The organism is Bradyrhizobium sp. BR13661 (assembly GCF_029892425.1).
In the GTDB taxonomy this organism is placed as follows: domain Bacteria; phylum Pseudomonadota; class Alphaproteobacteria; order Rhizobiales; family Xanthobacteraceae; genus Bradyrhizobium.
The window spans coordinates 1-23,867 of sequence record NZ_JARXWB010000043.1 but is presented as its reverse complement, the minus strand read 5'-3'; the positions used below and the strand labels follow the sequence as shown (position 1 = coordinate 23,867).

Genomic DNA, 23,867 nt, shown 5'->3' with positions numbered 1-23,867 from the left:
GAAGTTTGACATTTCCTTCAGTTGCCCATCGTCGAAACTCTCGACTCGTGAGCCTCCACGCACACGAAAGGGAATTTCGCGATGGACGATTTAGAGAGCCTAAGTCACAGCAAATGGGAGTGCAAATACCATGTTGTTTTCATTCCCAAGTACCGCAGGAAGGTGCTGTACGGCGAGCTGAGGCGGCATCTCGGGGATGTTTTCCGCAGGTTGGCGTTGCAGAAGGAGTGCAGGGTCGAGGAGGGGCATTTGATGCCCGATCATGTTCATATGATGCTTGAAGTGGACCCCAGATTTGGGACCAGAAGCATAGTTGGAATCTAGCCGTTCCGTTTGGTAAACGGAGCGGACGATGACGAAGAAGACGAGACGGAAGATCGACGCGGCGCTGAAGGCGAAGATCGCCCTGGAAGCGCTGCGTGAACAGGTGAGCGTGGCAGATCTGGCGCAGCGCTACGAGGTGCACCCCAACCAGATTTACGCTTGGAAGAAGCAGCTGTTGGACCAGGCGGCCAGGGCTTTTGACGCCGGTGCTGGAGAGGTCGCGGAAGCTGGTCGCGACCGTGAGATCGAGAAGCTGCATGCCAAGATCGGCCAGTTGATCGTGGAGCGGGATTTTTTAGCGAAGAGGTCCGGAAGATGAGCATCCCGGACCGCAGGGCGAAGCTCGACCGCGCCCATGGCGTGCTGTCGATCCGCCGCCAGTGCCGGCTGCTCGGGCTGTCGCGCTCGAGCGTTTATCGGACGCCGCTGCCGGCCAACGATGATGATCTGGCGCTGATGCGCCGGATCGATGAGTTGTTCACCGCCCGGCCGTTCCTGGGCTCGCGGCGGATGGCTTGGCTGATCAGCGAGGATGGCGTCAGGATCAACCGCAAGCGGGTGCAGCGGCTGATGCGCAAGATGGGGATCGAGGCGTTGGGGCCGAAGCCGCGCACCAGCAAGCCCGCGCCGGGTCATCGGATTTATCCCTATCTGCTGCGCGCCATGACCATCGACCGGCCGAACCAGGTCTGGGCCACCGACATCACCTACATTCCGATGGGGCGCGGCTTCCTCTACCTGGTGGCCGTGATCGACTGGGCCAGCCGCGCCGTGCTGAGCTGGCGCCTGTCCAATACGATGGACGTGTCGTTCTGCGTCGACGCCCTGGAGGAGGCGCTGTCGCGGTTCGGCAAGCCGCAAATCTTCAACACCGATCAGGGCAGCCAGTTCACCAGCGCGGCCTTCACCAGCGTGCTGGAAGCCGCCGGCATCCAAATCTCGATGGACGGCCGCGGCCGCTGGATGGACAACGTGTTCATCGAGCGGCTGTGGCGCAGCCTCAAGCACGAGGACGTGTATCTCAAATTCAACTAAGAAAGCGGCATCAGTGGTCCTGCTCCTGGGGTCCACTTCAGATTATACCCTACTGCATGGCGCCTTAACCTCCAATCTCCCAGGCCGGGCACCGCCTTCCAAGTGGGCCTCCTGTTTGAGACTCCCAGGGCGGGGTTGCTCGTTTTCCTACGAGCATTGTGATCAGCGTCATCATGAAGGTTTTGTGGCAAGAAGCACAATTTCGCAGATGTGAGCATTCCCAACTTTCCGTGGGAGTAGTCTGTGCCGGCGGGGGCGACAAACGGAGGAAACACACCATGTCCAAGAAAGCAGCTGAGCACCACAAACAGTCGGCAGAACACCATACGCATGCCGCCCGCCACCACGGCGAAGCCGCTAAGCATCATGAAAGTGGAGCGCACGAAAAAGCGGCGCATCATGCACATACCGCAAGGGGGCACGCGCTTCACGCCAGGCATCACTCTGACGAAGCTGCCAAGCTTCACATGGAGGAACACGGCAAAAAGTAGTTTCTCCCCGTTCAACGGTGAATTTGAGGCCGCTTCAGTTGGCGGCCTCTTGTTTTACTCAGCAATACCGATCATCGGATGATCCTGTCTTCGCTGCCTTTTTGCGTGGCTCCGCTGCGCGATGTTCGCGAACATCACTGGCAAACGGCGGCGGCCCGTCCGTAGCATCTCCGTCGTGGTCGCCACTCAGGCCGGTCGTGCATTGTCCGGCGTCGAGGAGCGTTCGAAGCGAGCAGCCGTCCGGCAGCAGCGCGACGATCCGAGCTCTCTTCTAGACGAACGCCTTCGTAGTTTTACGGACCGGCCTTTTACATTACATTGGGTTACGTCGGCTTGCTTATGATGGTCCCCGCGAATCAATCTGGGGGAATTCTTTTATGCCGTACACCCAAACATCAGCAACCGCGCCGCAAGGTGTTCGAGTCTTCAGTGATGACGAGTGCGTTCGGAGGCTTGCCCTGCTCATTGAGGACGCGGACAATAAGAACCTTGATGAGATCGTCACGCTGATCGCGCGTTTGGCGGTTCCCATAGAGCAGTGTTGACACATAGGAGGTCGCTCACCCCCGCGCTGAGGGCACCTCGGATTCGCCAAGCTGCCCCGGCCGCACCCACCCAGCCCAGAGCGGCGACCCCGCGTCTTGCGAAACGTCGCGCCATTCAGAACAGAACTGCGAACTCGTATGTTATTGAAATAGTATTCTGATTTTCGGCGCGGCGCATATATCGGTCCGGGCGGCAGAAAGCCAATGGCTGCCATTTTGCTGCTGCCGCGAATAGGGAGGGATCGGCGCACAACTTGAGCAGAACGAAGGACGCAAGGTCCCCGCTCTGGCGAATCCGCCTGCCTTTTACCTCGAAGCCCTTCGTATTATCTGCGCGATCGCCGATACGAGAGCGGCAAGTGCCGCGACCGCAGCCCACCGCGATTGCAGAGTCAGATCGCAGCCGACCGATTCACCGTTTGCTGCAAAGAGCCCCAAGTTCAGGGCGACGCGCAGCGCAAGGGCGCTTGCGGCGAACGCCGAAATGAACGCGGTCCAGGAGGCGGCACGCTTGCCCATCGCGCTCCTCAAAGCAGCGCCACGGAGCGTGCAAGCCATATTGCAGCCTTCGTACGTCGCGGCTGGGTCACGTCAAATCCTCGGGTGCAGTCGAACATGGCTCGCCGAGCGTTGATTTTTCGCTCGGCATCGAAGACGCGAAGCTGCAGGCTGGTCCGATCAGTATTTTGCGACGATAGGCCCGCCAAATCGATAGTTCACGCGCACCGTGGCCATATCGACTCCCTCTCGAACGTTATCGACGCGGGTCTGCATTCCGATCGGCGCAACAGCCGCGTTGAGCGAGGTGAACGAAATGCTCCGGCTGGGTATGAAGAGGTGATCGTACTCGATACCAACCGACCAATTCGGCGCAAAGCCGATTTCAATACCCGTTCCGATCGTTCCGCCCCAGCGTGTTCCAGAGGCCCTGTCGTTCAGGACGCTCGTTCCGGTTATCAGGCCATCATACTTGTCGTTCGTGATGGCTGCGCCCCCTTTGATGTACCAAAGTACGTTCTGCCATGCCGCGCCGGCCTGCCCAGTGAATAAGCCGATGGCATCGGTAATGGTTCGGTTCGTCAGCGTAGGGTCGAGTTGGCTGATATTCGATCCCCGCAGATTGGCCCAGTCGCCCTGCGCCTCGACACCCAGCACCGCGAACGCACTCTGCCAGCGATATCCGGCTTGGCCGCCGGCAATTGCGCCCGACGTGCTGTGACATCCCTCGGAAATAGCTGGGCTGTTCAAGACACCGAAGCTGAAGGCATCATCCCAGCAGGCGTGGGCTTTACCGCCGCCGACGTTGACTCCGACATAGAAGCCGCTCCAGTCGTAATTGGGCTCGAACACCGGCTTCGGCCGGCTGTAATTGTAGTACACCCGTTCCGTCTGGTCGGCGCCGAACGAAGGACTCGCGACAAGGCCGGCCGCCAGGAGCCCTGCTGCGCCGATCAATACTCGTTTGGTCATTGCGGTTTCTCCGAACTCAATCCGGGATGGCTCATGACTTGGTGGTGTCTTTGGGCATTTCGGGGTTGGGTATTTCGGCTTTCGGCATTTCAGCCTTGGGCAGCTGGACCGCGTCAAACACGCAGGCGCGCCAGTCGGTGGTGGGGCAGTTGGTTGGCCAGCCGCCGCCCAGCGCCATAAACAAGGCTGCGACATCCGAAAGTCGTGTGGCTTCCGCCTGAACTCGCGCAATCACGGCGGAGAGATACGCTTGCTGGGCCGTTAATACCGTTGCCTGATTGACCAGACCTAGGACAAGCTGCTTTCTGATCAGATCGAGGCTTTTCTTTGTGGCCATTTCCGACTTGATAGCGGCCTGCACCGCCGGTGTGTCCTGCTGGAGGCTGCGCAGAGCGTCTGCGACGTTCTGGAACGCCGTGATGACGGTCTGGCGATACAGCGCATCGGCCTGGTCAAGCGCGGCCTCGGCCGACTTCTGCTTGTGGTACAGCGTAAACCCATCGAAGATCGGGCCGGTGACACTCGCAGCCAACACGTAAAATCCTGTGCCTGGGGTAAAGCTCTGGGCGAAGTTGTAGCCGGTCGATCCGCCATTCGCGGACAACGGGAAGCTAGGCAGACGGGCGGCGATCGCAACCCCGACCTGTGCGCTTGCCGCATGCATTGCCGCTTCCGCGGCCCTGACGTCTGGCCGCTGGCGCACAAGCGTGCTCGGCAAGCTCACCGGCAGGTTTCTCGGCAATGCGATGTGTTTCAGATCGAACTTCTGGAGAACCTCGTCGGCGGAAAACTGGCCGGCAAGTGCCGTCAACAGGTCTCGTTGTACCGCGAGTTGCTTCCTTAGGGGCAGCAGGGTCTGCTCCACCTGAGCGAGCGCCGCCTCCTGTGTCAGCACGTCGGTCTGCGCAGCCTGGCCGGCATTGAATTGCTTCTTCAGGAGCTCGAGTATCTCGCGCACAACCTTTATGACCTGCTCGATTCCCTCGATCTGGCCGCGCAGCGAAGCCTCCTGAATGGCTGCAGTGACGACGTTGGCGGTAAGCGCCAGGTGGGCGGCCTCGAGCTGGAAGTGGGCCTGCTCGGTCAGCGCATCCAGGTTTTCCACGGCCCGGATGTTAGCGCCCCAGACATCCGGCAGGAAGCTAACGGTCACCTGATGGGTCACCAGCGAGTATCGAGTCTGCGGCACCGAATCGAGAGGGACTCCGAAAACGGTTCCGGCGTTCGTCAGGAGGGTTTGTGAGGGGCCAGAACTGCCGCTGATCTGCGGGAAGAACAAGCCGCGCTGGGCAAGTGCGTTGTAGTTCGCTACCCGGATCGCCGCTTCCGAGGCCTGCAGCGTCGGACTGTGGTCGACAGCAAGCCTAATCAGGTCGTTGAGCGGCTGCGAGCGAAACGCCGCCCACCAACGGGTCGGAATATCGCCCCCTTCGATGAATCGCTGGCCGGCGATCCCTGGCGACTCCGGGCTGGAGTGGGGCGAGGACAGCAGCTCGGGTGTATAGCGCGCGACATCCGGCGTCGGCGGCGACGAGAACTTCGGTCCAACCGCGCAGCTCGACAGTAGCAGCGCCGCGCAGGATGCCGCGAACACCGAACGATACCTAAGCATTCCAACCCCGATCATTTCCGAACAGCGAAGGGCTTTTGGTCCCGGTCCCATCGCCTGAGGTAAACGATCTCTGAACGCTAGAGCACTTGGCCTCGCCGGGAACTGTGATTTGTCACGGCAATTCCTCGGGGTTTGTCACAGTGAAATGCCAAGTCCGTCAGAGGCATAATTACGGGGATTTCAAAGCCTGCGTGCTGGTGTCGCCCGGGCTCTCGCATGGGTGCATTGATGGCAGTGGTCCAATCCAGAGTGATCGTCGTTGTTGCGGGTGGCGCGCTGTGCTTCCTGGCTGGAGCAGCCTCAGTCAGCTACGTCAACGGCTGGTTGCAGTCGAGCGCCCAGATCGTGAGCCCGAGCGCAAACGCTAAGACGGATTCTCCTGAAGCCAAAATGGGCGTCGTCGGCGGCATGCCGAGCATCGAACTTAATGAGAAGCAAATGCTGACCGTCAAGGTCGAGGCGGTCAAGGACCAGGAGTTCCCGCTCGAGAAGGCGGCGGTCGGCAGCATCGATTTCAACGAAGAAATGACCCTTCAGGTCTTCACGCCGTACCAGGGGCGCATCCTGGAGACGTTCGCCAAGGTCGGCGACGAGGTCAAAAAGGGGCAAGTCCTCTTCACAATCGATAGTCCGGATTTGCTTTCAGCCGCGTCAAGCCTGATCGCAACTTCCGGCGTGCTGCAGCTGACGACGCGGGCATTGAACAGGCTCAAGACGCTCTATGAAAGCCGGGCGGTCGCCCAGAAGGATGTTGAGCAGGCAATCTCGGATCAGCAGACCGCTGAAGGCGCGCACAAAGCTGCGCGTGATGCTGTCCGTATTTTCGGCAAGACTGACGCCGAAATTGACGCAATCATCAAGGAGCGCCGGGCCGATTCAACGCTCGTGGTGAAAAGCCCGATCAACGGTCGCATCACCGCGCGCAACGCCGCTCCCGGGTTGTTCGTCCAACCTGGCAGCGCGCCGGCGCCGTTCTCGGTTGCGGACACCTCGACCATGTGGATGATCGCCAACGTCGCTGAAAGCGACGTTTCGGCCATCCACGTCGGCCAGCACGTCAAGGTCTCTGTGATGTCGTATCCCGGCAAGATCTTCGAGGGGCACATTTCAACGATCAGTTCGAACGTCGATCCCAACACGCACCGGATGCTGGTCCGCTCCGAGATCGAGGACCCTGATCACGAATTGCGCTCCGGCATGTTCGCGCGCTTCTCGATCGTGATCGGCGCTCCCGTCAGATCACCTGCCGTGCCGCTCGACGGGGTGGTGCGCCAGGGCGATGGCACCATGACGGTATGGGTCACGATCGACAGGAAGCGTTTCACTCAACGCGTCGTCAAGATCGGCGACCAGAAGGACGGGCTGCGGCAGATCATGGAAGGGCTGCAGCCGGATGAACTCGTTGCCACCGAAGGCGCGCTGTTTCTGAGCAACATGCTGGCTATCGGCCAGGCAGGCGGCTGAAAAGTTGTGGATCGCATCCATCCGTCCAACAGCAACTCGATCAGAGAGGCATAAAAAGTGCTGAAGGGAATCCTCGCATTTGGCTTGACCCGGCGCGCCATTATCTTGTTGGGGGTGCTGGTGTTCATCTGCGGTGGGCTGATCGCGTTCCGCAACCTGAACATCGAGGCTTATCCCAATCCCGCGCCGGTCATCCTTGAAATCACCGCGCAGGCGCCGGGTCTGTCGGCCGAGGAAATGGAGCGCTACTACACGATTCCGATGGAGGTGGGTCTTGCCGTCACACCGGGCGTCGATGTCATTCGCTCGACCTCGTTCTATGGCCTCTCGTTCGTGCGAGTCACGTTCAAATACGGGGTCGAATTCTATTTCGCCTACACCCAGGCGGCGCTCAGCCTTCAGCAGCGTGTCAACCTTCCCAACAACACGCAGCCCAATATTCAGCAGTCCAGCCAGGCGGGCGAGATCCTTCGTTATCAACTGGCCGGACCTCCGCATTTCGGATTGACCAACCTGCGTACCGTGCAGGATTGGATCGTACAGCGCCGCCTTCTGACGGTTCCCGGAGTCGTTCAGGTGAACTCGTGGGGCGGCACGACCAAGCAGTACGACGTCGAAGTCGATCTGCACAAGCTTGACGCCTACAACCTCACGCTCCAGCAAGTCACGACTGCGCTCAGCAATTCCAATATCAATGTCGGTGGACGCGAGATCGCGGTCGGACAGCAATCGGTCAATATTCGGGGCGTTGGTTTGTTTGACAGCGGCGGCGAGAAGGACCTGACCCAGGGTTACAAGGTCAGCGATATTGAGAACGTCGTGTTGACCCAGATGAACGGCGTCCCCGTGCAGGTGAAGGACGTCGCCAAGGTCTCGGTCGGCTTCGTGCCGCGGCTCGGTATTGCCGGCCGGGACAGCAATGACGACGTGGTGATGGCCATCGTGGTCATGGGCAGAACCTATCATACGAACGAGGTGTTGCCGCGCGTCGAGGCGGAGATTGCCAAGATGAACAGCGACGGCACCCTGCCTCCCGGGGTCAAGTTGGTGCCATTCTATGACCGCGGCACGCTGATCTCGGTCACCACCCGCACGGTGCTGCACAACCTGATCTTTGGCTGCGCACTGGTCTTCTTGATTCAGTGGCTGTTCCTCGGTGATCTGCGCAGCGCAATTATCGTCGGCGTCAATATTCCATTCGCGTTGTTTTTCAGTGTCATTGTCCTCGTGCTGCTGGGGCAGGACGCGAATCTGCTGTCGGTCGGCGCCGTCGACTTCGGGATCATCGTGGACTCCGCCGTGATCCTCGTCGAAAACATCTTCCGGAACTTCCAGGCAAGCGACAAGCACAAGCAGGAAACTCTGGGCTACCTCTCCGAAGGTCAGTGGGGTCCGGATCCAACCCGGCCCAAACCTGGCTCTCCCAATCTCTGGACCGATCGGTTACGGCTGATTCTGGCCAGTGCATTGCAGGTTGACAAGGCGGTGTTCTTTTCCGCTGCGATTACGGTCGCCGCTTTCGTTCCGCTGTTCACTATGCAGGGCGTGGAGGGCCAGATCTTCAATCCGATGGCCAGAACCTACGGCTATGCGCTGGTCGGAGCGCTGATCTCGACCTTTACGATTTCGCCGGTGCTGGGCTCTTTCCTGCTGCCCGAACACGTCACCGAGACAGAAACCATCGTCGTGCGTGCCTTGCGGGCGGTGTACGCTCCAGCGCTGCGCTGGGCGCTCGGCCATCGCAAGCTGGTGGCGTCCCTGGGATTGGCAATGCTGGGTGTGACCGGATTGCTGATGATGCGCCTCGGTAGCGAATTCCTGCCGCACCTGGAAGAGGGCAATCTCTGGATTCGCGCGACCATGCCGCCGACCATCGGCCTGATGTCCGGCGAACCGGTGGCTCACAAGGCACGCGAAATTCTGCTACGTCATCCCGAGATCACCACGGTGGTCACGCAGCACGGACGCCCCGACGATGGCAGCGATGCGGCAGGATTCAATAATCTGGAACTCTTTGCGCCGCTCAAGCCGTTTGACCAGTGGCCCGCCGGTCTGACCAAGGACAAGCTGACGAAGCAATTGCAGCAGGAATTCGCCGACGAGGCTCCGGGGGTCGTTTTCAACTTCTCGCAGTACATTCAGGACAATTTCGAGGAGCAGCTGTCCGGAGTCAAAGGCGCGAACTCGGCCAAGATAGTCGGGCCCGACCTCGTGACCCTCGAGGAGCTTGCGCGACAGGTCCGGCACGAAATGGCCCAGGTCCGGGGCATCGAGGATCTCGACGTGTTCTGGGTGCGCGGTCAGCCCAATCTGAACATCAAGGTCGATCGGGAGCGGGCGGCCCGGTACGGACTCAATACCGGTGACGTCAACACCCTGGTCCAGGCGGCGCTTGGAGGCGCGCATGCGACCGCATTGCTCGAAGCGGACCGTCAGTTCAACGTCGTGGTCCGTCTGCCGGCGGAGTACCGGGAAAGCCTTGAGGCGGTTCGCAACATCAAGGTCGGTATCAACACTCCGGCAGCAGCAAATGCCTATATACCTTTGAGCGAGTTGGCCGACATCACTCTCGATACCGGCTCATCCTACATCTATCACGAGAGTCGCGAGCGCTACATTCCGGTCAAGTTCAGCGTGCGAGATCGCGATCTTGGCGGCGCCGTTGCCGAAGCCCAGGAACGGATCGCGGAGAACGTGAAGCTGCCGCCGGGCTACCGGGTGTTATGGGCCGGCGAGTTCGAATCGCTGCAGCTCGCCAAGAAGCGACTCGAAGTGATCGTGCCCATCAGCCTGGCGATGATTCTGGTTCTTCTCTACGGGCTCTTCAATTCGCTGCGCGACAGTCTGCTGGCGCTGGCCGGCATTCCATTCGCCGTTGCTGGCGGCATCATTGCGCTATACGTGACCGGCCTCGATTTCAGCATCTCGGCGGCGATCGGGTTCGTCTCGCTATTCGGCGTGTCCGTCATGGACGGCATTCTGATGATCACCTACTACAACCAGGCGCGGCAAGGAGTGGCGGACTCTGTCGAAGCGATGTTCCAGGCCTCAACGCAGCGGATGCGGCCGATGCTGATGACGGCAATGTCGGCCTGCATCGGACTTTTTCCGGCCGCCCTCTCCGAGGGCATCGGCGCCCAGGTGCAGCGGCCGCTCGCCACCGTGGTCGTGGGTGGCATGCTGATCGGGCCGATCATGCTCCTGGTGGTGGTGCCGGCACTTCGAGTGATGTTGCTTGGCAGAGAAGGAGAGGCGTCGGGGGCAGGCGATGCCAGTAGCTTCGCACCTGCCGAGTAAGCGAGGGGCTCTCATGGTTGCAGGCCGTACCTGTGGAATCCGCTTCGTCTGGCTCGTTGGCATCGCGCTCAGCGTTTCAGTCATAGGTCCAGCCATCGCCCAGGATGCCGGGGGTGGGGTTGAGGCAACGCCGGCATCGGGCACAGGAGCCGATCAAGGCAACGGTGGGTCGGCCAAAGGCGGCGGGCCGGATGTCAACATGCTGTTTGCGCCGAAAGGCAAGGGTGGCAAGGGATCACCACCGAGCGGGTTTGGCAAGGTGCAGGGAGCAGGCGTGGGCCCGATCCAGCCCACTGCAAGCGCAAAGCTGCAAACCGCCGGCCCCGCGACTGCGAGTTCGAACAACGGGACGCTCCCGGGGAAGGCCTCGACGGCCGCGCGTGCCCCGATCGCAGCGCCTCCGGGCGATCAGGCGTCCAGTTCATCGAGAAATGCCGCGGCTGCCAACGGTTCAAGCGTCAACGGCACCAGCATGGTCCGGCCAGCCGACCGAACAGCGGCCGTGGGGGGCCCGACCAAAACCGCTGTTGGCGTGTTGAGCGGGAGTAGCCTCACGAAGCGTCAGTAAGAGCTTACGATGGCCAGATGGTTCGATCGGATGATGGGAAGTGGACGAGCACTACTGGCGCTGTCGCCAAGAGAAGCGCTATCGTTGGATCGTTCCAGGACAATGAAGAAGGTGGATGCAGTTACGGCAGAAAGCGGACGGGAAAAGATACGAGAACTTCTTCGACTCGAACTCGATTGTGCGGCCGACTCCTCACTGAGAACGGGTAACCTGACCGCCGCAAAGATCCTTCGGAAGCTTGCTGAAACGACACGGCACGTGGACGTATCGGTGTTACAGGCTTATGCGCAATTGCTTGATGACATCGTTCCCGGCACATCGTCCGACGAACTTCGCAATATTGGTTCTGGATGGTTTCCTGAGAGCGCTGCCGAATATGTGCAACGGCTGGTGTTGGTCCAATGCCCCGATCGGATTTCGCTTCAGACGGCTAACAAACGGAAGGTCTGAGTGCTTGCGCTCGAGGAGGAGCGCATATCCATTGGAGTCTCCCAACCGATCGGAAGATCAAGGTTCGATCAGCTTGCCAGTAACCGCCTTGATGGCGGCCTGAGTCCGGGTCGCGACCCCGAGCTTGATCCGGGCGTTGTCGATGTGAAAGTCGACCGTGCGTTTGCTCAGTCCCAGAATCTTGGCGATTTCGGCCGAGGTCTTGCCGCGCGCGACCCATGTCAGGGTTTCAATCTCGCGATGGTTCAGATTTACCTCCTTGACCCAGACGTCGGTTCGCGCAACGTGGGCGAGGCGTGCGTTGATGATCGACACCAGAATGTCGAAATCGATGGGCTTGGTGACGTAATCGTCCGCACCAAGCTGCCGCCCCTTCAGTTCGTTTCTTCGATCGGTAAGGGCGGTGAGGAAAATGAACGGCATGTTATTGAATCGAGGCGCGATCTTCGTGAGGTGCTCTAGAACCTCGAATCCGGACATCACGCGCATGTTGATGTCGCACAGGACCAGATCGGGCATTGTTCTGAAAATCGCTGCGAAACCCTCTCCGCCGTCATAGGCCAGCGTGACGTCGAATCCTCGCTCCGTCAGCTCTTCGACGATCAGGGCTGCCGTCTCGCGATCATCCTCGATACAGAGAATTTTCCTCTTATTAGTCGCCATCGCTGCGTCTCTGGATCGCGGAAAAGCACTGACCTCTTGACCTAGCTCGCCCACGGGAGGCTGTAGTTCCACCAGCCCTTAAAAGGTATCCGGAACCGACGCAAATGTGATAAATCACAGTAGCAGTTGAAAGCGAAAATCCGAGAAGTTCAAGAGGCTTAGTCACAACCGAAAAGAGCGGCATGCGCGCGCGTTCGCTGAAATCTGTTCTGTCATTGGTATTCCTGTTCTTCTTTCTGCTGATCGTCGCCTTGGGCTTGTTCAGCATCGAGCGGCTGCGGGAGTTCAACGGGATCTCGGCGGACGTGCGTGACATCTGGCTGCCGAGCGCCCGATTCGTCGGGGATCTCAACAACTTTACCTCGGACTTCCGGGCCGCCGAGGGGCGCTATCTACTCTCTCCAAGGCAGGAGTCGGGGCCTGGCAGGAAGGAGATCGAAGGCCTCGGAAAAGCGGTGACGCAGGCGCAAACAGGCTACGAAAGCCTCCGCCAGGCGCCGTCTGCCGCCGCGCTCTACGCCAAGTTCAAGGAGAATTGGACCGTCTACCGCGAAGTGGTGGGCCGCGTCCTGCAGCTGCATGAAGCGGGCCGTACTTCGGAGGCCGTCAACCTCTACCGCACCACCTCGCAATCGGCCTATGACGCGAGCAGCGACGCGCTGGACGGTATTACGCGCCTCAATATTGAGAGTGCAATTGCCGCAAGCAATGCGGCGGATACTGCTTACCGGCATTCAAGGGCCCTGATCATCCTCGCCATGAGTATTGCAGTAGTGTTGGTCATGGGAGCGCTTTTCTATGTGAAGCGCTTTATCTCGACGCCCTTGCTCGAGCTTGCGGCCGGCATGCGAAAGCTTGCGCGAAACGACGCCGACATTGAGATACGCGGTGCCGACCGCATCGATGAAATCGGCGAAATGGCCCGCGCGCTAAGTGTCTTCCGCACGAACGCTATTGAGTTAATGCTCAGTCAACGCTCGTTGTCACAACAGGCGAGCATGCTGGAAGAGAGGCTCGCGGAGGAGCAGCGGTTAAGCCAGCTGCGGCAGGATTTCGTATCGATGGCCTCGCACGAATTCCGCACGCCGCTAACCGTAATCGACGGGCAGGCGCAGCGTCTTGCCAAAACGAGCAAAGATGCCACGAGCGCTGACATCGTCGAGCGCGCGGGAAAGATCCGCAAAGCGGTGTTCCGTATGACTACGGTAATCGACAAACTCCTCAATTCCTCGAGTCTGGTTGAAGGTAAGGCGGAACTCTATTTTCACCCCGCTGAAACCGATCTGCGGGGAGTCTTGGAAGAGGTTTGTAACGTCCATCGTGAGGTCGCTCCGCAGGCGAACATATCGCAAAGGCTGGGCACTTCGCCGTTGCCTGTGTTCGGCGACGTCAAATTGCTGTTTCAGATGTTCGGCAATCTCATATCAAACGCTCTCAAATATTCTCCCGACGGCAGTTCTATTGAGGTCATCGCAGCGACGGAGGGAGATAAGATTGCGGTTTCTGTCCGCGATCGCGGGATGGGTATTCCTCAAAGGGACCTCGCGAACATCTTTGATCGCTACACCCGCGGCAGCAATGCTTCAGGGATCGTGGGCACTGGTGTAGGTTTATACCTGGTCAAGATTGTTGCCGAACTGCATAACGGCAGCGTTGTTGTAGACAGCATCGAGGACGAAGGATCCTGCTTCACGGTTCGCCTGCCTTCGTTGCGTGTAGATAACCATCCGAACTCTCCTGAAGCGAACCTTCGGCCGGCAACATTGGGCGATAGGTAGCAAGTCGGTGAGCGGGGTCATTTGGATTTTGCCCGAGCCTGGTCTCTAAAATAGCGAAAGTAAGAGGCCTTGGTGACCAGGAGGCCGACACGGAGACTGGATTTCGCGAACCGTTCGAACCGAATTTTTTCTCCCTTCACGAACCTGAACTTTTCCGCGGTGGGGGCCCGGCCGGCGATCACCTCGGTTTCCGCCGCAGCTCTAATGATCGTTTGATTCGTGTACGCAGTCGAGCAAGCAGCTCTTCTTCGACGGCTCACGGGCGGCTCTCTTTCGACAGCTAGGGCGGCAGCATGAATCTGGACCCCATTCAGCGTGCCGCCAGCGCCATTGTAAACTGTTACGATGGACATCCCGGATACGGGATTTGTGACAGTTAGGGTTCAGCTTGGAATTGATTTCAGGCTGGCAGTTGGCTCGAAGCAGGGATGGTCCCGCTAGATGCTCGTATTTGTCTCAGGTTATTTGAGGGCACGGCCGTGTTACCGACCAACTATCTTGCCGAAATCCGTCGGGATCGCCCATGGCCACGTTGCTTGTTTCTCTCGCTCAAGCCGCCTTGCTGACCTTCGCTGGTCATGCCGAGCCGGCATTGGATCGCGGGCTGCGGCCGCCTCTCGAGCTCGTCAGGCTGGTGTGCGACCAATACTGCACCTGCTGGCGGACGCGTTATCAAGAGCGCAGGCCAATGCTTGATTATCGTGATGATCAGGCTTGTCTCGTTCGACAGTATGATCGGGCCTACTACAACAACTACTACCGGGCAGGGCCGGCAGTGGGGCTTGGGTTCGAGCGCCGATACCGCGTCCGGGAATTCCCGTTCCCATACTAGGTCGTGTGAATTTTAGATGAGGATGTTTCCTCGAAATAAGACGGATGAGCGTCAATCGGCATTTCTTGCGAAATACTCGCAAAGCCATCCGCGAGGGATCCTGTACTTTCACCCGATATGCGATTACAATTGTTTGACTTTCGCTTTTACGAGAACTGCAATGTGCCGCGCCAGCTTGCTAACGTTGATAGTGGCGTTAGCGGCCGCATTCTCGTCGGACAGCTGGGCCGCTGGATCGTTTCAGACCAAGGCAGCTCTCCAGAACGTCGTGAGGGCCGATGTGGCAGTTCCCGCGCCGCAGAGTTCGGAGCCCGCCGCTTCTCCGAGCGATTTTCTTCCTGGTTGCGGAAAGTGGCGCGTACGCGATCCGCAAACCCATGCCTGCCGTGGTCCGGGGGACGTCAGATAACGAGCCTGGGCGCCATCGGCATCACGCCCTCGCCAGATCATGACGCTCGTCGCAAACTGCTGTCACGGACATCGACTCGGATTTCGACAGGTTGGTCCTTGCACAAAAACTGTTAAATGGCCTGGTCAGATGATGTGATTACTGCGCTGGTCCCGTTGTCTTCGCTTTTGTCGATCGCCGAGGCCCAACCACAATCCGAAACGCTCTAGCGATCGCGTGGCAGACAAGACGACCAGAAGACTGCTGTGTGGAATTCCGCGCTGTCGCTTGAGCATCATCGCATAGCGCAGGGTTCTGCTTGCAAGGCGAAGCGCTGCAATTGCCCCCCAGCGTCGCACTTCAGCGATGATCGTCCTGATCACTTTGTACCTTTACCCTTTGACCGGATTAGCGGCCCGATCGCTCGTCATTTGAGCCACTCCGGCTGTGAGCAAAATGGCGAGGCGACACGGCGAAGTTTACCATGCCGCCACCCGATGACGGGCTGCCATTTTTGTGAATCGCAAGCGGCCTTTGTTGCCTGCCAAGGCTGACACCCAGGTGTGCAGCCAGAGCGCTTGAGCAACAAAGGCCAAGACATCGGCCTCAGAACTGCGCGTGAACCCGGCCGGACAACACCGAGACTGGTCCGCGATCGGCATTGTAGGCGGGGTTCTGCAGGAACTGATAGTCGAAGGTGAAGGTGGCGTCCTTCGCAACCTTCACCGTGTAATAGGTCTCCAGAATCCGCTCCGGCCGGTAGTTGAGGCGGCCGTCGCCGACCAGGATTCCCATGCCACCGGCCGCAAGGAAGTCGCGGTGATCCTTGGAAATCTCGTTGACCGCCCCGGCCAGGCCGACTGTGTCCTCGGGACGGCCCCACGAGGTGCCTTTGATCGATACGCCGCCAGACAGGCTAGAGTCGATATCGGTAAACGCCGAGATCTGGTTCTTGCCGTTGTTCCAGCTCCAGCGCCCGAACACGCCGATGTCATCGGTGACCGCCTGCTCGACATTAAAGACATAGCCGTACTTGATCCGGCCCTGCTGGGTCAGGTCGATCGCGGTAGTGAGGTCCAGCCCGGGCGTTGCAGCCGCCAGATTCAAGGCGTCGCGGTATCCTCCCGAGAGCGTGTCATGCATCCAGCCGATGACGCGCAGCTTGCCCGGCCTCGACAGGACTTCATAACGCGTTTCGAACTCTCCGACATAGCCACCGCGCTTCCCGAGCTCCATGTCGAAGTCATTGGTGTTGGGATGGACGACAACCAGGAAATAGCCGGCGCGCACGGCCCATGCCTGCTGGTTCAATTCCGCCGCCGCGCCGTAGGTCAGCCCGACCATGTCGCCGGGGTAGTCGAACGCGCCGGCCGCCCAGATCGACCAGTTCAGGAATTGAGTGCGCGGGTCCTGAGCGTAGGTGTTGTTGTCGAACATGTCATGCACCGCGAACTTGCCGATCTGGAAGGTGAGGCGCGAGACGTCGCGTTTCCCAGCCATCTGGCCGTAGTCACTTTGGACCGTCTCCTGCTCACCACCGAGGCCGAAGGTCTGCCGCAGGTACAGGCGCGAGGTGATGTAATGAGGATAGGAGAAGTTCGACTTCTGGGCCTCGCCGTTCGGGAAGCCGGCGGCGCCGAACGTCGCGTTCAGGCCATATCCCTGGATCAATTCCGGATTATAGTAGAACTCGCCGCCGTCCCACAGCTTAACGCCGAGGAACAGGCTGTTGCTCCAGGTCTCTCGCGACTGCGCCCCCGGGGTGAAGCTGTTGGTGCTGTAATAGGGCGAGCGAAATGCCGGATAGCCTTGCTGGATGTAGGTCGACTGGCCCTGCATCTCCCAGTAGATGGGCGAGGTGATCGTGTCGCCCGCGCCACTCGGTTCCTTGGCCGAACCGCCGAGCTTGCGGTTGAGGCCGAGCCTGACCGTGTGCAGATCGAAGGTCGAACCGTAGCTCGTGCCCGAGGGCAGCATCACGTTCAACGAGCCGAAATTGCTGTAGAGATACTCGATCCGAGCGGTCCAGTTGCCATCAACGGGCGCCTCGACGCCCGCGCCCGCCACCCAGCCGGCGCGAAAACCGATCTTCTTCTGGGTCGCCGGATCAAACGGATCCTCGGTGAGACGGCCTTGGCTGTAGGCGAGCCCGGCGGTCGCGTAGATAAGCCATCGGGCTGGCGCGTATCCGATCTGCCCACGAAGGCTGCCGTAATAATCGACCTTCTCCGTGACGCGACCATTTGCGTTCACGCCCGACCAGATGATGTCGTCGAAGTCGAGATAGTTCGGGAACGACAAGTCAGTTTCCACGCCGAGCACCACGCGGGAGGGCAACTCACGATTATAGCCGAGCTGCAGGCCGCCGAAGAGCGATCCGACCGACGACTTGAAGGGGGGCAAAGACGGATTGGACTTCGCGCTTCCCCATCCGTAAGCGAGGTTCACGCCACCGTACCATCCGCTCCAATCATAATAAGGGGGCACCACAGGCGCTTTCGCCGGCAGCGCAGGCGCATCGGCCGCCGCAGCGCGATCTCCGCAGGAGAGAGCGCCAAGCGCAATTCCGACAGCGACTGTTTCAGCGATGATTTCTCGAAACACCGCCAAGGGGCGGCTGATCTTGTGATTGGCAGTGATATCGTTAGAGACTTTCGACGACATTGGTTGGCCCCAGCGCTCGACGCATGCCGAGAGCGCAAGGCTTCTCGTTCACTGCGTCCCGACGAACGTGTGTTTCTTTAGTTGGTTGAATGAGATCGGAATGCCTGCGCCGCTTGCCGCGACAGCAGGCCTGCTAGGGTGTTCGTCCATCGATCCCCCCTTCAAAGAACCGGGCCAGCGAAGTTGGCCGTCGCTCAACCCGCCGAGACGGCGAGTTGGGCGATGCGCACGAGGACGAGCCCTGCGGCGACGATCAGATAACCGCGCAGGACGAGCATCCACAGTTTGCTGCCGGCGGCGAGCCGCGCCGGTGGGAGGCGATGGAGCGGCGGCATGCGCCAGTGTTCGCGCTCGGCCAGGTTGGCCGAATCGGCCGGCTTTCGGCCGAGCGCCCCGCTCATTACTGCTGCCACGAGCGCGAGCACGGTGCCCCCGCCAAGAAGGCTCAGGATGACGGTCTCGTCGGTCGCCTCCGGGAACAGGACCGAGGAGGTGAGAACCACGGAAAGCATCACCAGCACCGCGATGACCGCTCCAGTAAACAGGTTCATGCCGCGTCCATTGCACCACGGGCCGAGCACGGCCTTGTCGTTACACAGCAGCAGCAGAAACACCGTGGCGCTCGGCAGCAGCACGCCGGCTAGGGTCTGGACCGCGTTTGTGAGGAGACCGAGCGGGGCGCCGGGGCTGAGGACGAGGCCCGCCGCCACCACGATCAGGCCGCAGTAGACCGCATAAAACCCTTTGGCGTCCTTCGGTTTGCGGTGGAGGGAATGCCTGAGCGAGAGAACGTCGCCGATGGCGTAGGCCGTCGACAGCGAGACCGCCGCGGCGCCGATGATGCTCGCGTCGATCAGCGCGATCGCAAACAGCACGCCCGGCAGCCGGCCGGCATACTTCTCCAGACCGGCGGATACGGCGGCAGCATCCTTGAACTGGCCGAATTCGGCCGTCCCGGTGAACGCCTGGGCGGTGAACGCCATCATGGCGACTGCGCCGACGATAACCAGCACGATCCCGATCCACAGGTCGGCTCGCTGATAGCGAATGAAGCGCGGCGTGATACGTTTGTCGATGACGTAGCTCTGCTGGAAGAACAGCTGCCAGGGCGCGATCGTCGTGCCGACGATGGCGATGATCAGCAGCATGACCTCGCTGAGCTTGGCCCCCTGCGGGAACTGCGGGACGATCAGGTTATGCACGATCTCGGTCATCGGCGGGTGAACCATGATGACGATCGGAACGAGGACCAGGCTGCCCGCGACCAGCACCAGGGCGAACCGCTCGAACTGGCGGAAGTTACCCGTGCTCGCGGCGCCCATGATCACCACCGCCGAAAGCGCAACGCCGAGCTCCTTCGGCAGGCCAAGATAAGACAGGCCAAGCGAAATGCCGATGAACTCGGTGACGATGGTCAGCGCATTGAGCAGAAACAGATCGATGACGCTAAAAGCGCCCCAGAAGCGTCCGAACCGCTCCAGGATCAGGCGGGCATGCCCGACCCCGGTTACCGCGCCGAGACGCAGCACCATCTCCTGGTTGACGTAGAGAACCGGAATCAGTAGCACCAGCGTCCATAGCAGCGCGGTACCATAGTTCTGACCCGCCTGCGTATAGGTTCCGAACGCGCCAGCGTCGTTGTCGCCGACCATCACGATGAGACCGGGCCCTAGAATCGCGAGCAGCGTCTGCAGGCGATGTCGCCAGGTCGTACGGGGGCCGACATCGCCGTGCAAGATGGTCCCGAGCGCGCCGTGGATATGGCCGATATGGGCCTCGTCGAGCACCGCGGTTTCGGTCTCATCGGGTGTGTGCACGTGTATGTTCATCATCGTCTCACTGCGATTGATTTGAACGCTCGGGGCGCTCGATGGAAAAGGAAGGGGTGCGAAACCGACGCTCCACAAGTGGAGCGCAGACGTTCGGGTGATCAGGCCGCAACGAGGCGGCGCCGCGGGGCGTCGTCTCCAGGATCCCACGACGCTCCAGGCGCTGATGGTGACCGGCGCGCGCCACCACCAAGCGAAGGCTCGTGGGTCCAAACGCAGGAAAGCCGTCCGGTCTGTGCGTCCGGCACCCAGGTGCAAATGAGCCGGCGGCGGCTCGGCGGACGGCGGCGAGCCGTCTGCGGAGCTGTCGCGTTCAGCGGCACTTCGCGGGCCGTCGGCAGGCTGACGCGGCTCGGAAACACCTTGAAGGCGAGTATAAAAAGAGCGAATGCCGTGAACATCGCTCACCTCCGATCTTCGTTGGGGTCAACGGCCGGAGGCGAGCGGCAGACAGGAGCCTAAGCTCGAGCTAAGCCTCTCACACGATCCTCAAGGCCGCGGACCGGATATGTCGGCGACGTCGATCGCGCAGACGCGGTCACGACGCCAAAGCTGCTACTGCCCATGTTTCTTTCTGTGTTGCGATTCACCCGAGATGCGACTCCCGAAGTGATGTTTCGCAAGTGCGCCTCTAGTTTGATGATGTCAATCCGAAATATGTGTTTTGGTTGAAGAATTTGAAATGTTCGTAATAGCTCGCAATAGCAGCCGCGCGATCCTGGTCCTGCGCGGGACAACGGTTGAACAAGTCGCCCGTGGCGCAAGCTCAAAGCCAGGGCGGCTGCCACGATATGGGGAAGCGCGGGAGTCCCGGCGAAAACACCCGACAAGCGAGGCCGCGATCATTCCGTGTGAAAGACGGGGCGCCTGCCGCAGGAGCAGCGGCTAGCGCTTGCTGCGACGGGCCTTCAGGAACTGCGCGAATGCACGCAACGTGACTTCCGACACGTGATGCTCGATGCCCTCGGCGTCGGCCTCGGCGGATTCGGTGGGAACGCCCACGGCGCGCAACAGATCGACGACCAGCCTGTGGCGAACGTGCACGCGCTCGGCCAGGGAGCGCCCTTCTTCCGTCAAGAACACCCCGCGATACGGACGCGACGTCGCCAGACCCGCCCGTTTCAGGCGAGAGATCGTCTTGATTGCGGTAGCGTGCGATACGCCAAGGCGTCTTGCGATGTCGGTCGGACGTGCCTCGCCCGTACCCGCCAACAGCTCCGCGATCAGCTCCACATAGTCTTCAAACAAGGCCGTCGATTGGGCCGACCGGGTCTTGCCGAAGCGACGCGCCTGAATGAGCTCGCTGGGCAATTTTCTCGATTGTCGCGCCTTATTTGATGTCGGCGACACCATGGCACGGGTCCTGACGGGCTGAGGATTCCGCTTCAGTGAGAACACATTTTGATCGTCGTGTCAAAAATGTAGCAGAAGCTATATCCTTGGACTGTCTTGACATCTACAAATCGTTCCCCAACTCGTAGCCTGAGCTACATTTTCATGTAAGGGCTGCATGAGCCGAGTGACAGAAACCGTCGTCCCGCGGGGATCGCTTTCCGAGCGGACCGTATCTGCGGCGCGCCAGGTGCTGGAGGGCAGGCACAGCGGCTTGCGGGCCTATTTGGCCTTTGCCGGCCCCGCGGTGATCGCTTCGATCGCCTACATGGATCCCGGCAATTTCGCGACCAATATCCAGGCCGGCGCGAAATATGGTTACGCTCTGCTGTGGGTCGTGCTCGCCGCCAACCTGATCGCAATGCTGTTCCAGGCACTTTCGGCCAAGCTCGGCATCGTGACCGGACGCAATCTTGCGGAGATGTGCCGGGACCACTTTCCGCAGCCGGTCGTGTGGGCAATGTGGGCGGCGAGCGAGATCGCCGCGATGGCGACGGATCTCGCCGAATTTCTCGGTGGCGCGATCGGTCTATCTTTGCTGTTTCACGTGCCGCTTCTGGCGGGAATGGCGGTCACGGCGGTCGTCACCTATGGCGTGCTGATGTTCGAGCGATCGGGCTTCCGTCCGATCGAGCTGATCATCGGCGGCATGGTCAGCGTCATCGCCCTTTGCTACGTGGTCGAACTGTTCATCGCCCCGGTCGATTGGGCGGCGGCTGCGGTCCATTTGGTCCTGCCGCAGATTCCCGACGGCGGGGCGTTGTTGCTATCGGTCGGCATCATCGGTGCCACCGTCATGCCGCACGCGGTCTACCTTCATTCCGGCCTGACGCAGGCCCGTACGCCGGTTCATAACGACGCCGAGCGGCGCAAGCTTCTGCGCTTCTCCAACCAGGAGGTCATCATCGCCTTGGCGGTAGCCGGCCTCGTCAACATCGCGATGGTCATGATGGCTTCAGGCGCATTCCATGCCGGCTATACCGACGTCGAGGAAATCGAAACCGCCTATCACACGCTGACTCCGCTGCTCGGGATCGGCGCCGCGGCGGTGTTCCTGCTGTCGCTCATCGCCTCCGGGATTTCGAGTTCGACCGTAGGAACGATGGCGGGTCAGATGATTATGCAGGGCTTCCTCAGGTTTCGCGTCCCGATTGTTGTGCGCAGACTGGTCACGATGCTGCCCGCATTTATCGTGGTCGCCGTCGGAGCGAATGCAACGAGCTCTCTTGTCATCAGCCAAGTCGTGCTCTCGATCGCACTGCCGCTGCCGATGATCTCGCTCCTGATCTTCACCAGCCGGCGCGACATCATGGGTCAGTTCGCCAACAGCCGGCTGACCTTCCTCGCGGCGCTGCTGGGGACGGCGCTGGTGTTGCTGCTCAACATCTTCTTCATCTTGCAAATCTTCGGTCTGCCGATGCCCGGTTTCGCCGCGTAGCGGATCTGTGCCAACAAGGCATGTTTGCTCGTTTGGCACTTATCATCTCTACCCTGCAATCCAATGATGCTTCCCAGCTCGCGCCGTCATGACCTTGTATTGGCTACGCGCGATATCGCGCAGGCCGGATTCTGCACGTCCAGTTTGCGTTAGGCCCTTGGGGCGTCAAGATGTAGGTGGTCGGCAAAGAAAACGGTATTCGTCCAGCATCGAGCAGAGGAAGCCCAAATGGCATCGATTGAGGAGACATTTATCAATCTGGCGGTTGCAATGCTCCTCGGGGCCGGTATCGGTTTCGAGCGCCAGTGGCGGCAGCGAATGGCCGGGCTTCGTACCAATACTTTGGTGGCGATTGGAGCCGCCAGTTTTGTGGTTTTTGCGAGCCTGATCCCGGGAGACGGGAGCCCCACTCGTGTCGCGGCGCAAGTTGTTTCCGGGATCGGCTTTCTCGGCGCCGGCATCATCTTTCGGGAGGGTATGCAGGTCACCGGACTGAACACCGCGGCCACTCTCTGGTGCTCGGCGGCGATCGGACTGTTGGCGGGCTCCGGTCATCCGTTGCATGCGAGCGTTGCCGCAGCGTTCGTCATTCTGGTCAACCTGCTGCTACGGCCGATCGTACGCCTGATCAATCGTCAGCCAATCGCGCAGGCGGAAACCGACTTTCGTTACCGAGTCAGGATCGTCTGCCGGAGCCCTGAAGAAGCCCATGTTCGTGCCCTGCTTCTCCAGGGAGCGGCTACGGGCCAACTCAGCTTGCGCAACCTCGAAAGCACGGACATCGAGGGCAACGACCGGGTCGAGGTGCATGCTCACCTGACCGCCCATGCGCCAAGCGATACGGTTCTGGAGCAGGTGATTGGGCGGCTCAGCCTCGAGCCCACAGTTTCGGCCGCGGGCTGGAGCGTTGAGCCGCTCGCCGAATAATCCGTTTGAAATTGCGGCCTCTGATCTGGGAGAGGAGGAGGCTGCAGGGGCGAAGAAGAGACGGACTTCTCTTCCGGCCCCGGATCAAAGATGCGGTGCGCTGCGAACCTCTCCCCAAGATGAAAGGAACCTCTCGGTCAAAGAAATGCACGCCGTTCTAACCGGAAGCAATACTGTGCGGGCTCCTTCCGGCATGAAGGTGGTTCTGGTCCTGCCCGCGGCAGCGCGGCCGTAGCCGATCCTGGGGGCCTGCTTAGAGGCCCAATCGTGCGGGACCGCATGCGGGACATGTTTCGACTTGAATAAGAGCTGTCGGTTATGGGTGTCCAAACAGGCCCGGAAATGGAGCAATCCTATTATGGAATAGGCAATCAAAGAGGGATTCTGACTGAAGGCCCTGGATGGAGCGGCCGAGGCGTCCTGGCGGCTTTTCCAATCGCTGGCGCGTTATCGTGTTGGCCTCCTGCCCAGTGACTTGATGGCCGGCTTGACTCTGGCCGCAATTGCCTACCCGAGCAGATGGCGACCTCCCGACTCGGCGGGATTCGCGCCGCAGATCGGCTTCTTTGCATTTATGGCGGGTTCGCTCGGCTTTGCCATGCTGGACTAGTACCTCTGCACAGAGGTTTTGACTCTTTGTTTTTTCGTCGGTTTAGCCGGGACTTTTGGATAGGCGCGGCCGAGTTTGGCCCTGGCCTTC

General features: G+C 60.3%; 16 protein-coding genes and 3 pseudogenes. 12 read left to right on the top strand and 7 right to left on the bottom strand.

Features of this window, described 5'->3' with window-relative positions; all coding sequences use genetic code 11:
• Positions 1–81: 81 nt before the first annotated feature.
• The 4 genes and pseudogenes from tnpA to M2427_RS38505 all read left to right on the top strand — a co-directional run.
• Positions 82–318 (top strand): annotated as a pseudogene (gene tnpA / locus M2427_RS38520) (IS200/IS605 family transposase); the annotation flags it as partial.
• 34 nt (positions 319–352) lie between these two features.
• Positions 353–1,347, top strand: a pseudogene (locus tag M2427_RS38515) (IS3 family transposase); the annotation flags it as partial.
• A gap of 290 nt (positions 1,348–1,637) precedes the next feature.
• A complete protein-coding gene (locus tag M2427_RS38510) occupies positions 1,638–1,850 on the top strand; it encodes a hypothetical protein (RefSeq protein ID WP_083780619.1) in 213 nt (70 codons plus the stop codon).
• A 377-nt stretch (positions 1,851–2,227) separates the two neighbouring features.
• On the top strand, positions 2,228–2,395 hold the full coding sequence (locus M2427_RS38505; RefSeq protein ID WP_211400802.1) for a hypothetical protein: 168 nt from the start codon (positions 2,228–2,230) through the stop codon (positions 2,393–2,395).
• A 306-nt stretch (positions 2,396–2,701) separates the two neighbouring features.
• On the opposite strand, the gene M2427_RS38500 is transcribed toward M2427_RS38505, so the two are convergent.
• From M2427_RS38500 to M2427_RS38490, 3 genes are all read right to left on the bottom strand, one after another.
• Positions 2,702–2,914 (bottom strand): hypothetical protein, encoded by a 213-nt coding sequence (locus M2427_RS38500; RefSeq protein WP_012041795.1) that lies wholly within the window; start codon positions 2,912–2,914, stop codon positions 2,702–2,704.
• Positions 2,915–3,073: 159 nt separating this feature from the next.
• Positions 3,074–3,865 carry an outer membrane beta-barrel protein gene (locus M2427_RS38495; RefSeq protein ID WP_041750427.1) on the bottom strand — a complete coding sequence of 264 codons (792 nt, stop codon included), beginning with the start codon at positions 3,863–3,865 and terminating at the stop codon, positions 3,074–3,076.
• 31 nt (positions 3,866–3,896) lie between these two features.
• On the bottom strand, positions 3,897–5,477 hold the full coding sequence (locus M2427_RS38490) for an efflux transporter outer membrane subunit (protein WP_244424383.1): 1,581 nt from the start codon (positions 5,475–5,477) through the stop codon (positions 3,897–3,899).
• 228 nt (positions 5,478–5,705) lie between these two features.
• Here M2427_RS38490 and M2427_RS38485 point away from each other — a divergent pair, with 228 nt between their 5' ends.
• From M2427_RS38485 to M2427_RS38475, 3 genes are all read left to right on the top strand, one after another.
• Positions 5,706–6,941: an efflux RND transporter periplasmic adaptor subunit gene (locus M2427_RS38485; protein WP_211400803.1), complete on the top strand. Its 1,236-nt coding sequence runs from the start codon at positions 5,706–5,708 to the stop codon at positions 6,939–6,941.
• A 57-nt stretch (positions 6,942–6,998) separates the two neighbouring features.
• The gene (locus tag M2427_RS38480; RefSeq protein WP_012041799.1) at positions 6,999–10,238 is read left to right on the top strand and encodes a CusA/CzcA family heavy metal efflux RND transporter; all 3,240 of its coding nucleotides are present in this window, start codon (positions 6,999–7,001) and stop codon (positions 10,236–10,238) included.
• 577 nt (positions 10,239–10,815) lie between these two features.
• Complete coding sequence (locus tag M2427_RS38475) at positions 10,816–11,256, top strand: hypothetical protein (protein WP_148221413.1); 441 nt, start codon at positions 10,816–10,818, stop codon at positions 11,254–11,256.
• 57 nt (positions 11,257–11,313) lie between these two features.
• Here M2427_RS38475 and M2427_RS38470 read toward each other — a convergent pair whose 3' ends face one another.
• Positions 11,314–11,973 carry a response regulator gene (locus M2427_RS38470; protein ID WP_280712019.1) on the bottom strand — a complete coding sequence of 220 codons (660 nt, stop codon included), beginning with the start codon at positions 11,971–11,973 and terminating at the stop codon, positions 11,314–11,316.
• Between the two features lie 128 nt (positions 11,974–12,101).
• Between M2427_RS38470 and M2427_RS38465 the strand changes: the two genes are divergently transcribed.
• Positions 12,102–13,697: an ATP-binding protein gene (locus M2427_RS38465; protein ID WP_280712018.1), complete on the top strand. Its 1,596-nt coding sequence runs from the start codon at positions 12,102–12,104 to the stop codon at positions 13,695–13,697.
• A 523-nt stretch (positions 13,698–14,220) separates the two neighbouring features.
• Complete coding sequence (locus M2427_RS38460; protein WP_012041804.1) at positions 14,221–14,529, top strand: hypothetical protein; 309 nt, start codon at positions 14,221–14,223, stop codon at positions 14,527–14,529.
• Positions 14,530–15,523: 994 nt separating this feature from the next.
• Here the strand turns inward: M2427_RS38460 and M2427_RS38455 are convergent.
• The 3 genes from M2427_RS38455 to mntR form a co-directional block, all read right to left on the bottom strand.
• The gene (locus M2427_RS38455; protein ID WP_280712017.1) at positions 15,524–17,581 is read right to left on the bottom strand and encodes a carbohydrate porin; all 2,058 of its coding nucleotides are present in this window, start codon (positions 17,579–17,581) and stop codon (positions 15,524–15,526) included.
• 194 nt (positions 17,582–17,775) lie between these two features.
• Positions 17,776–19,410, bottom strand: coding sequence for an NRAMP family divalent metal transporter (locus M2427_RS38450; RefSeq protein ID WP_012041806.1), 1,635 nt, complete (start codon positions 19,408–19,410; stop codon positions 17,776–17,778).
• An 885-nt stretch (positions 19,411–20,295) separates the two neighbouring features.
• Positions 20,296–20,763 (bottom strand): manganese-binding transcriptional regulator MntR, encoded by a 468-nt coding sequence (gene mntR, locus M2427_RS38445; protein ID WP_049795327.1) that lies wholly within the window; start codon positions 20,761–20,763, stop codon positions 20,296–20,298.
• Positions 20,764–20,920: 157 nt separating this feature from the next.
• Between mntR and M2427_RS38440 the strand changes: the two genes are divergently transcribed.
• The 3 genes and pseudogenes from M2427_RS38440 to M2427_RS38430 all read left to right on the top strand — a co-directional run.
• Positions 20,921–22,240, top strand: coding sequence for an Nramp family divalent metal transporter (locus tag M2427_RS38440; RefSeq protein WP_012041809.1), 1,320 nt, complete (start codon positions 20,921–20,923; stop codon positions 22,238–22,240).
• Positions 22,241–22,468: 228 nt separating this feature from the next.
• Positions 22,469–23,167, top strand: a complete 699-nt coding sequence (locus tag M2427_RS38435; RefSeq protein ID WP_012041810.1) for an MgtC/SapB family protein — start codon at positions 22,469–22,471, stop codon at positions 23,165–23,167.
• 397 nt (positions 23,168–23,564) lie between these two features.
• Positions 23,565–23,771, top strand: a pseudogene (locus M2427_RS38430) (SulP family inorganic anion transporter); the annotation flags it as partial.
• Between the last annotated feature and the right edge of the window lie 96 nt (positions 23,772–23,867).

Coding starts and splice junctions, on each gene's coding strand:
- M2427_RS38510 (WP_083780619.1), top strand. CDS start 1,638: ATGTCCAAGAAAGCAGCTGAGCACCACAAACAGTCGGCAGAACACCAT.
- M2427_RS38505 (WP_211400802.1), top strand. CDS start 2,228: ATGCCGTACACCCAAACATCAGCAACCGCGCCGCAAGGTGTTCGAGTC.
- M2427_RS38500 (WP_012041795.1), bottom strand. CDS start 2,914: ATGGGCAAGCGTGCCGCCTCCTGGACCGCGTTCATTTCGGCGTTCGCC.
- M2427_RS38495 (WP_041750427.1), bottom strand. CDS start 3,865: ATGACCAAACGAGTATTGATCGGCGCAGCAGGGCTCCTGGCGGCCGGC.
- M2427_RS38490 (WP_244424383.1), bottom strand. CDS start 5,477: ATGCTTAGGTATCGTTCGGTGTTCGCGGCATCCTGCGCGGCGCTGCTA.
- M2427_RS38485 (WP_211400803.1), top strand. CDS start 5,706: ATGGCAGTGGTCCAATCCAGAGTGATCGTCGTTGTTGCGGGTGGCGCG.
- M2427_RS38475 (WP_148221413.1), top strand. CDS start 10,816: ATGGCCAGATGGTTCGATCGGATGATGGGAAGTGGACGAGCACTACTG.
- M2427_RS38465 (WP_280712018.1), top strand. CDS start 12,102: ATGCGCGCGCGTTCGCTGAAATCTGTTCTGTCATTGGTATTCCTGTTC.
- M2427_RS38460 (WP_012041804.1), top strand. CDS start 14,221: ATGGCCACGTTGCTTGTTTCTCTCGCTCAAGCCGCCTTGCTGACCTTC.
- M2427_RS38455 (WP_280712017.1), bottom strand. CDS start 17,581: ATGTCGTCGAAAGTCTCTAACGATATCACTGCCAATCACAAGATCAGC.
- M2427_RS38450 (WP_012041806.1), bottom strand. CDS start 19,410: ATGAACATACACGTGCACACACCCGATGAGACCGAAACCGCGGTGCTC.
- mntR (WP_049795327.1), bottom strand. CDS start 20,763: ATGGTGTCGCCGACATCAAATAAGGCGCGACAATCGAGAAAATTGCCC.
- M2427_RS38440 (WP_012041809.1), top strand. CDS start 20,921: ATGAGCCGAGTGACAGAAACCGTCGTCCCGCGGGGATCGCTTTCCGAG.
- M2427_RS38435 (WP_012041810.1), top strand. CDS start 22,469: ATGGCATCGATTGAGGAGACATTTATCAATCTGGCGGTTGCAATGCTC.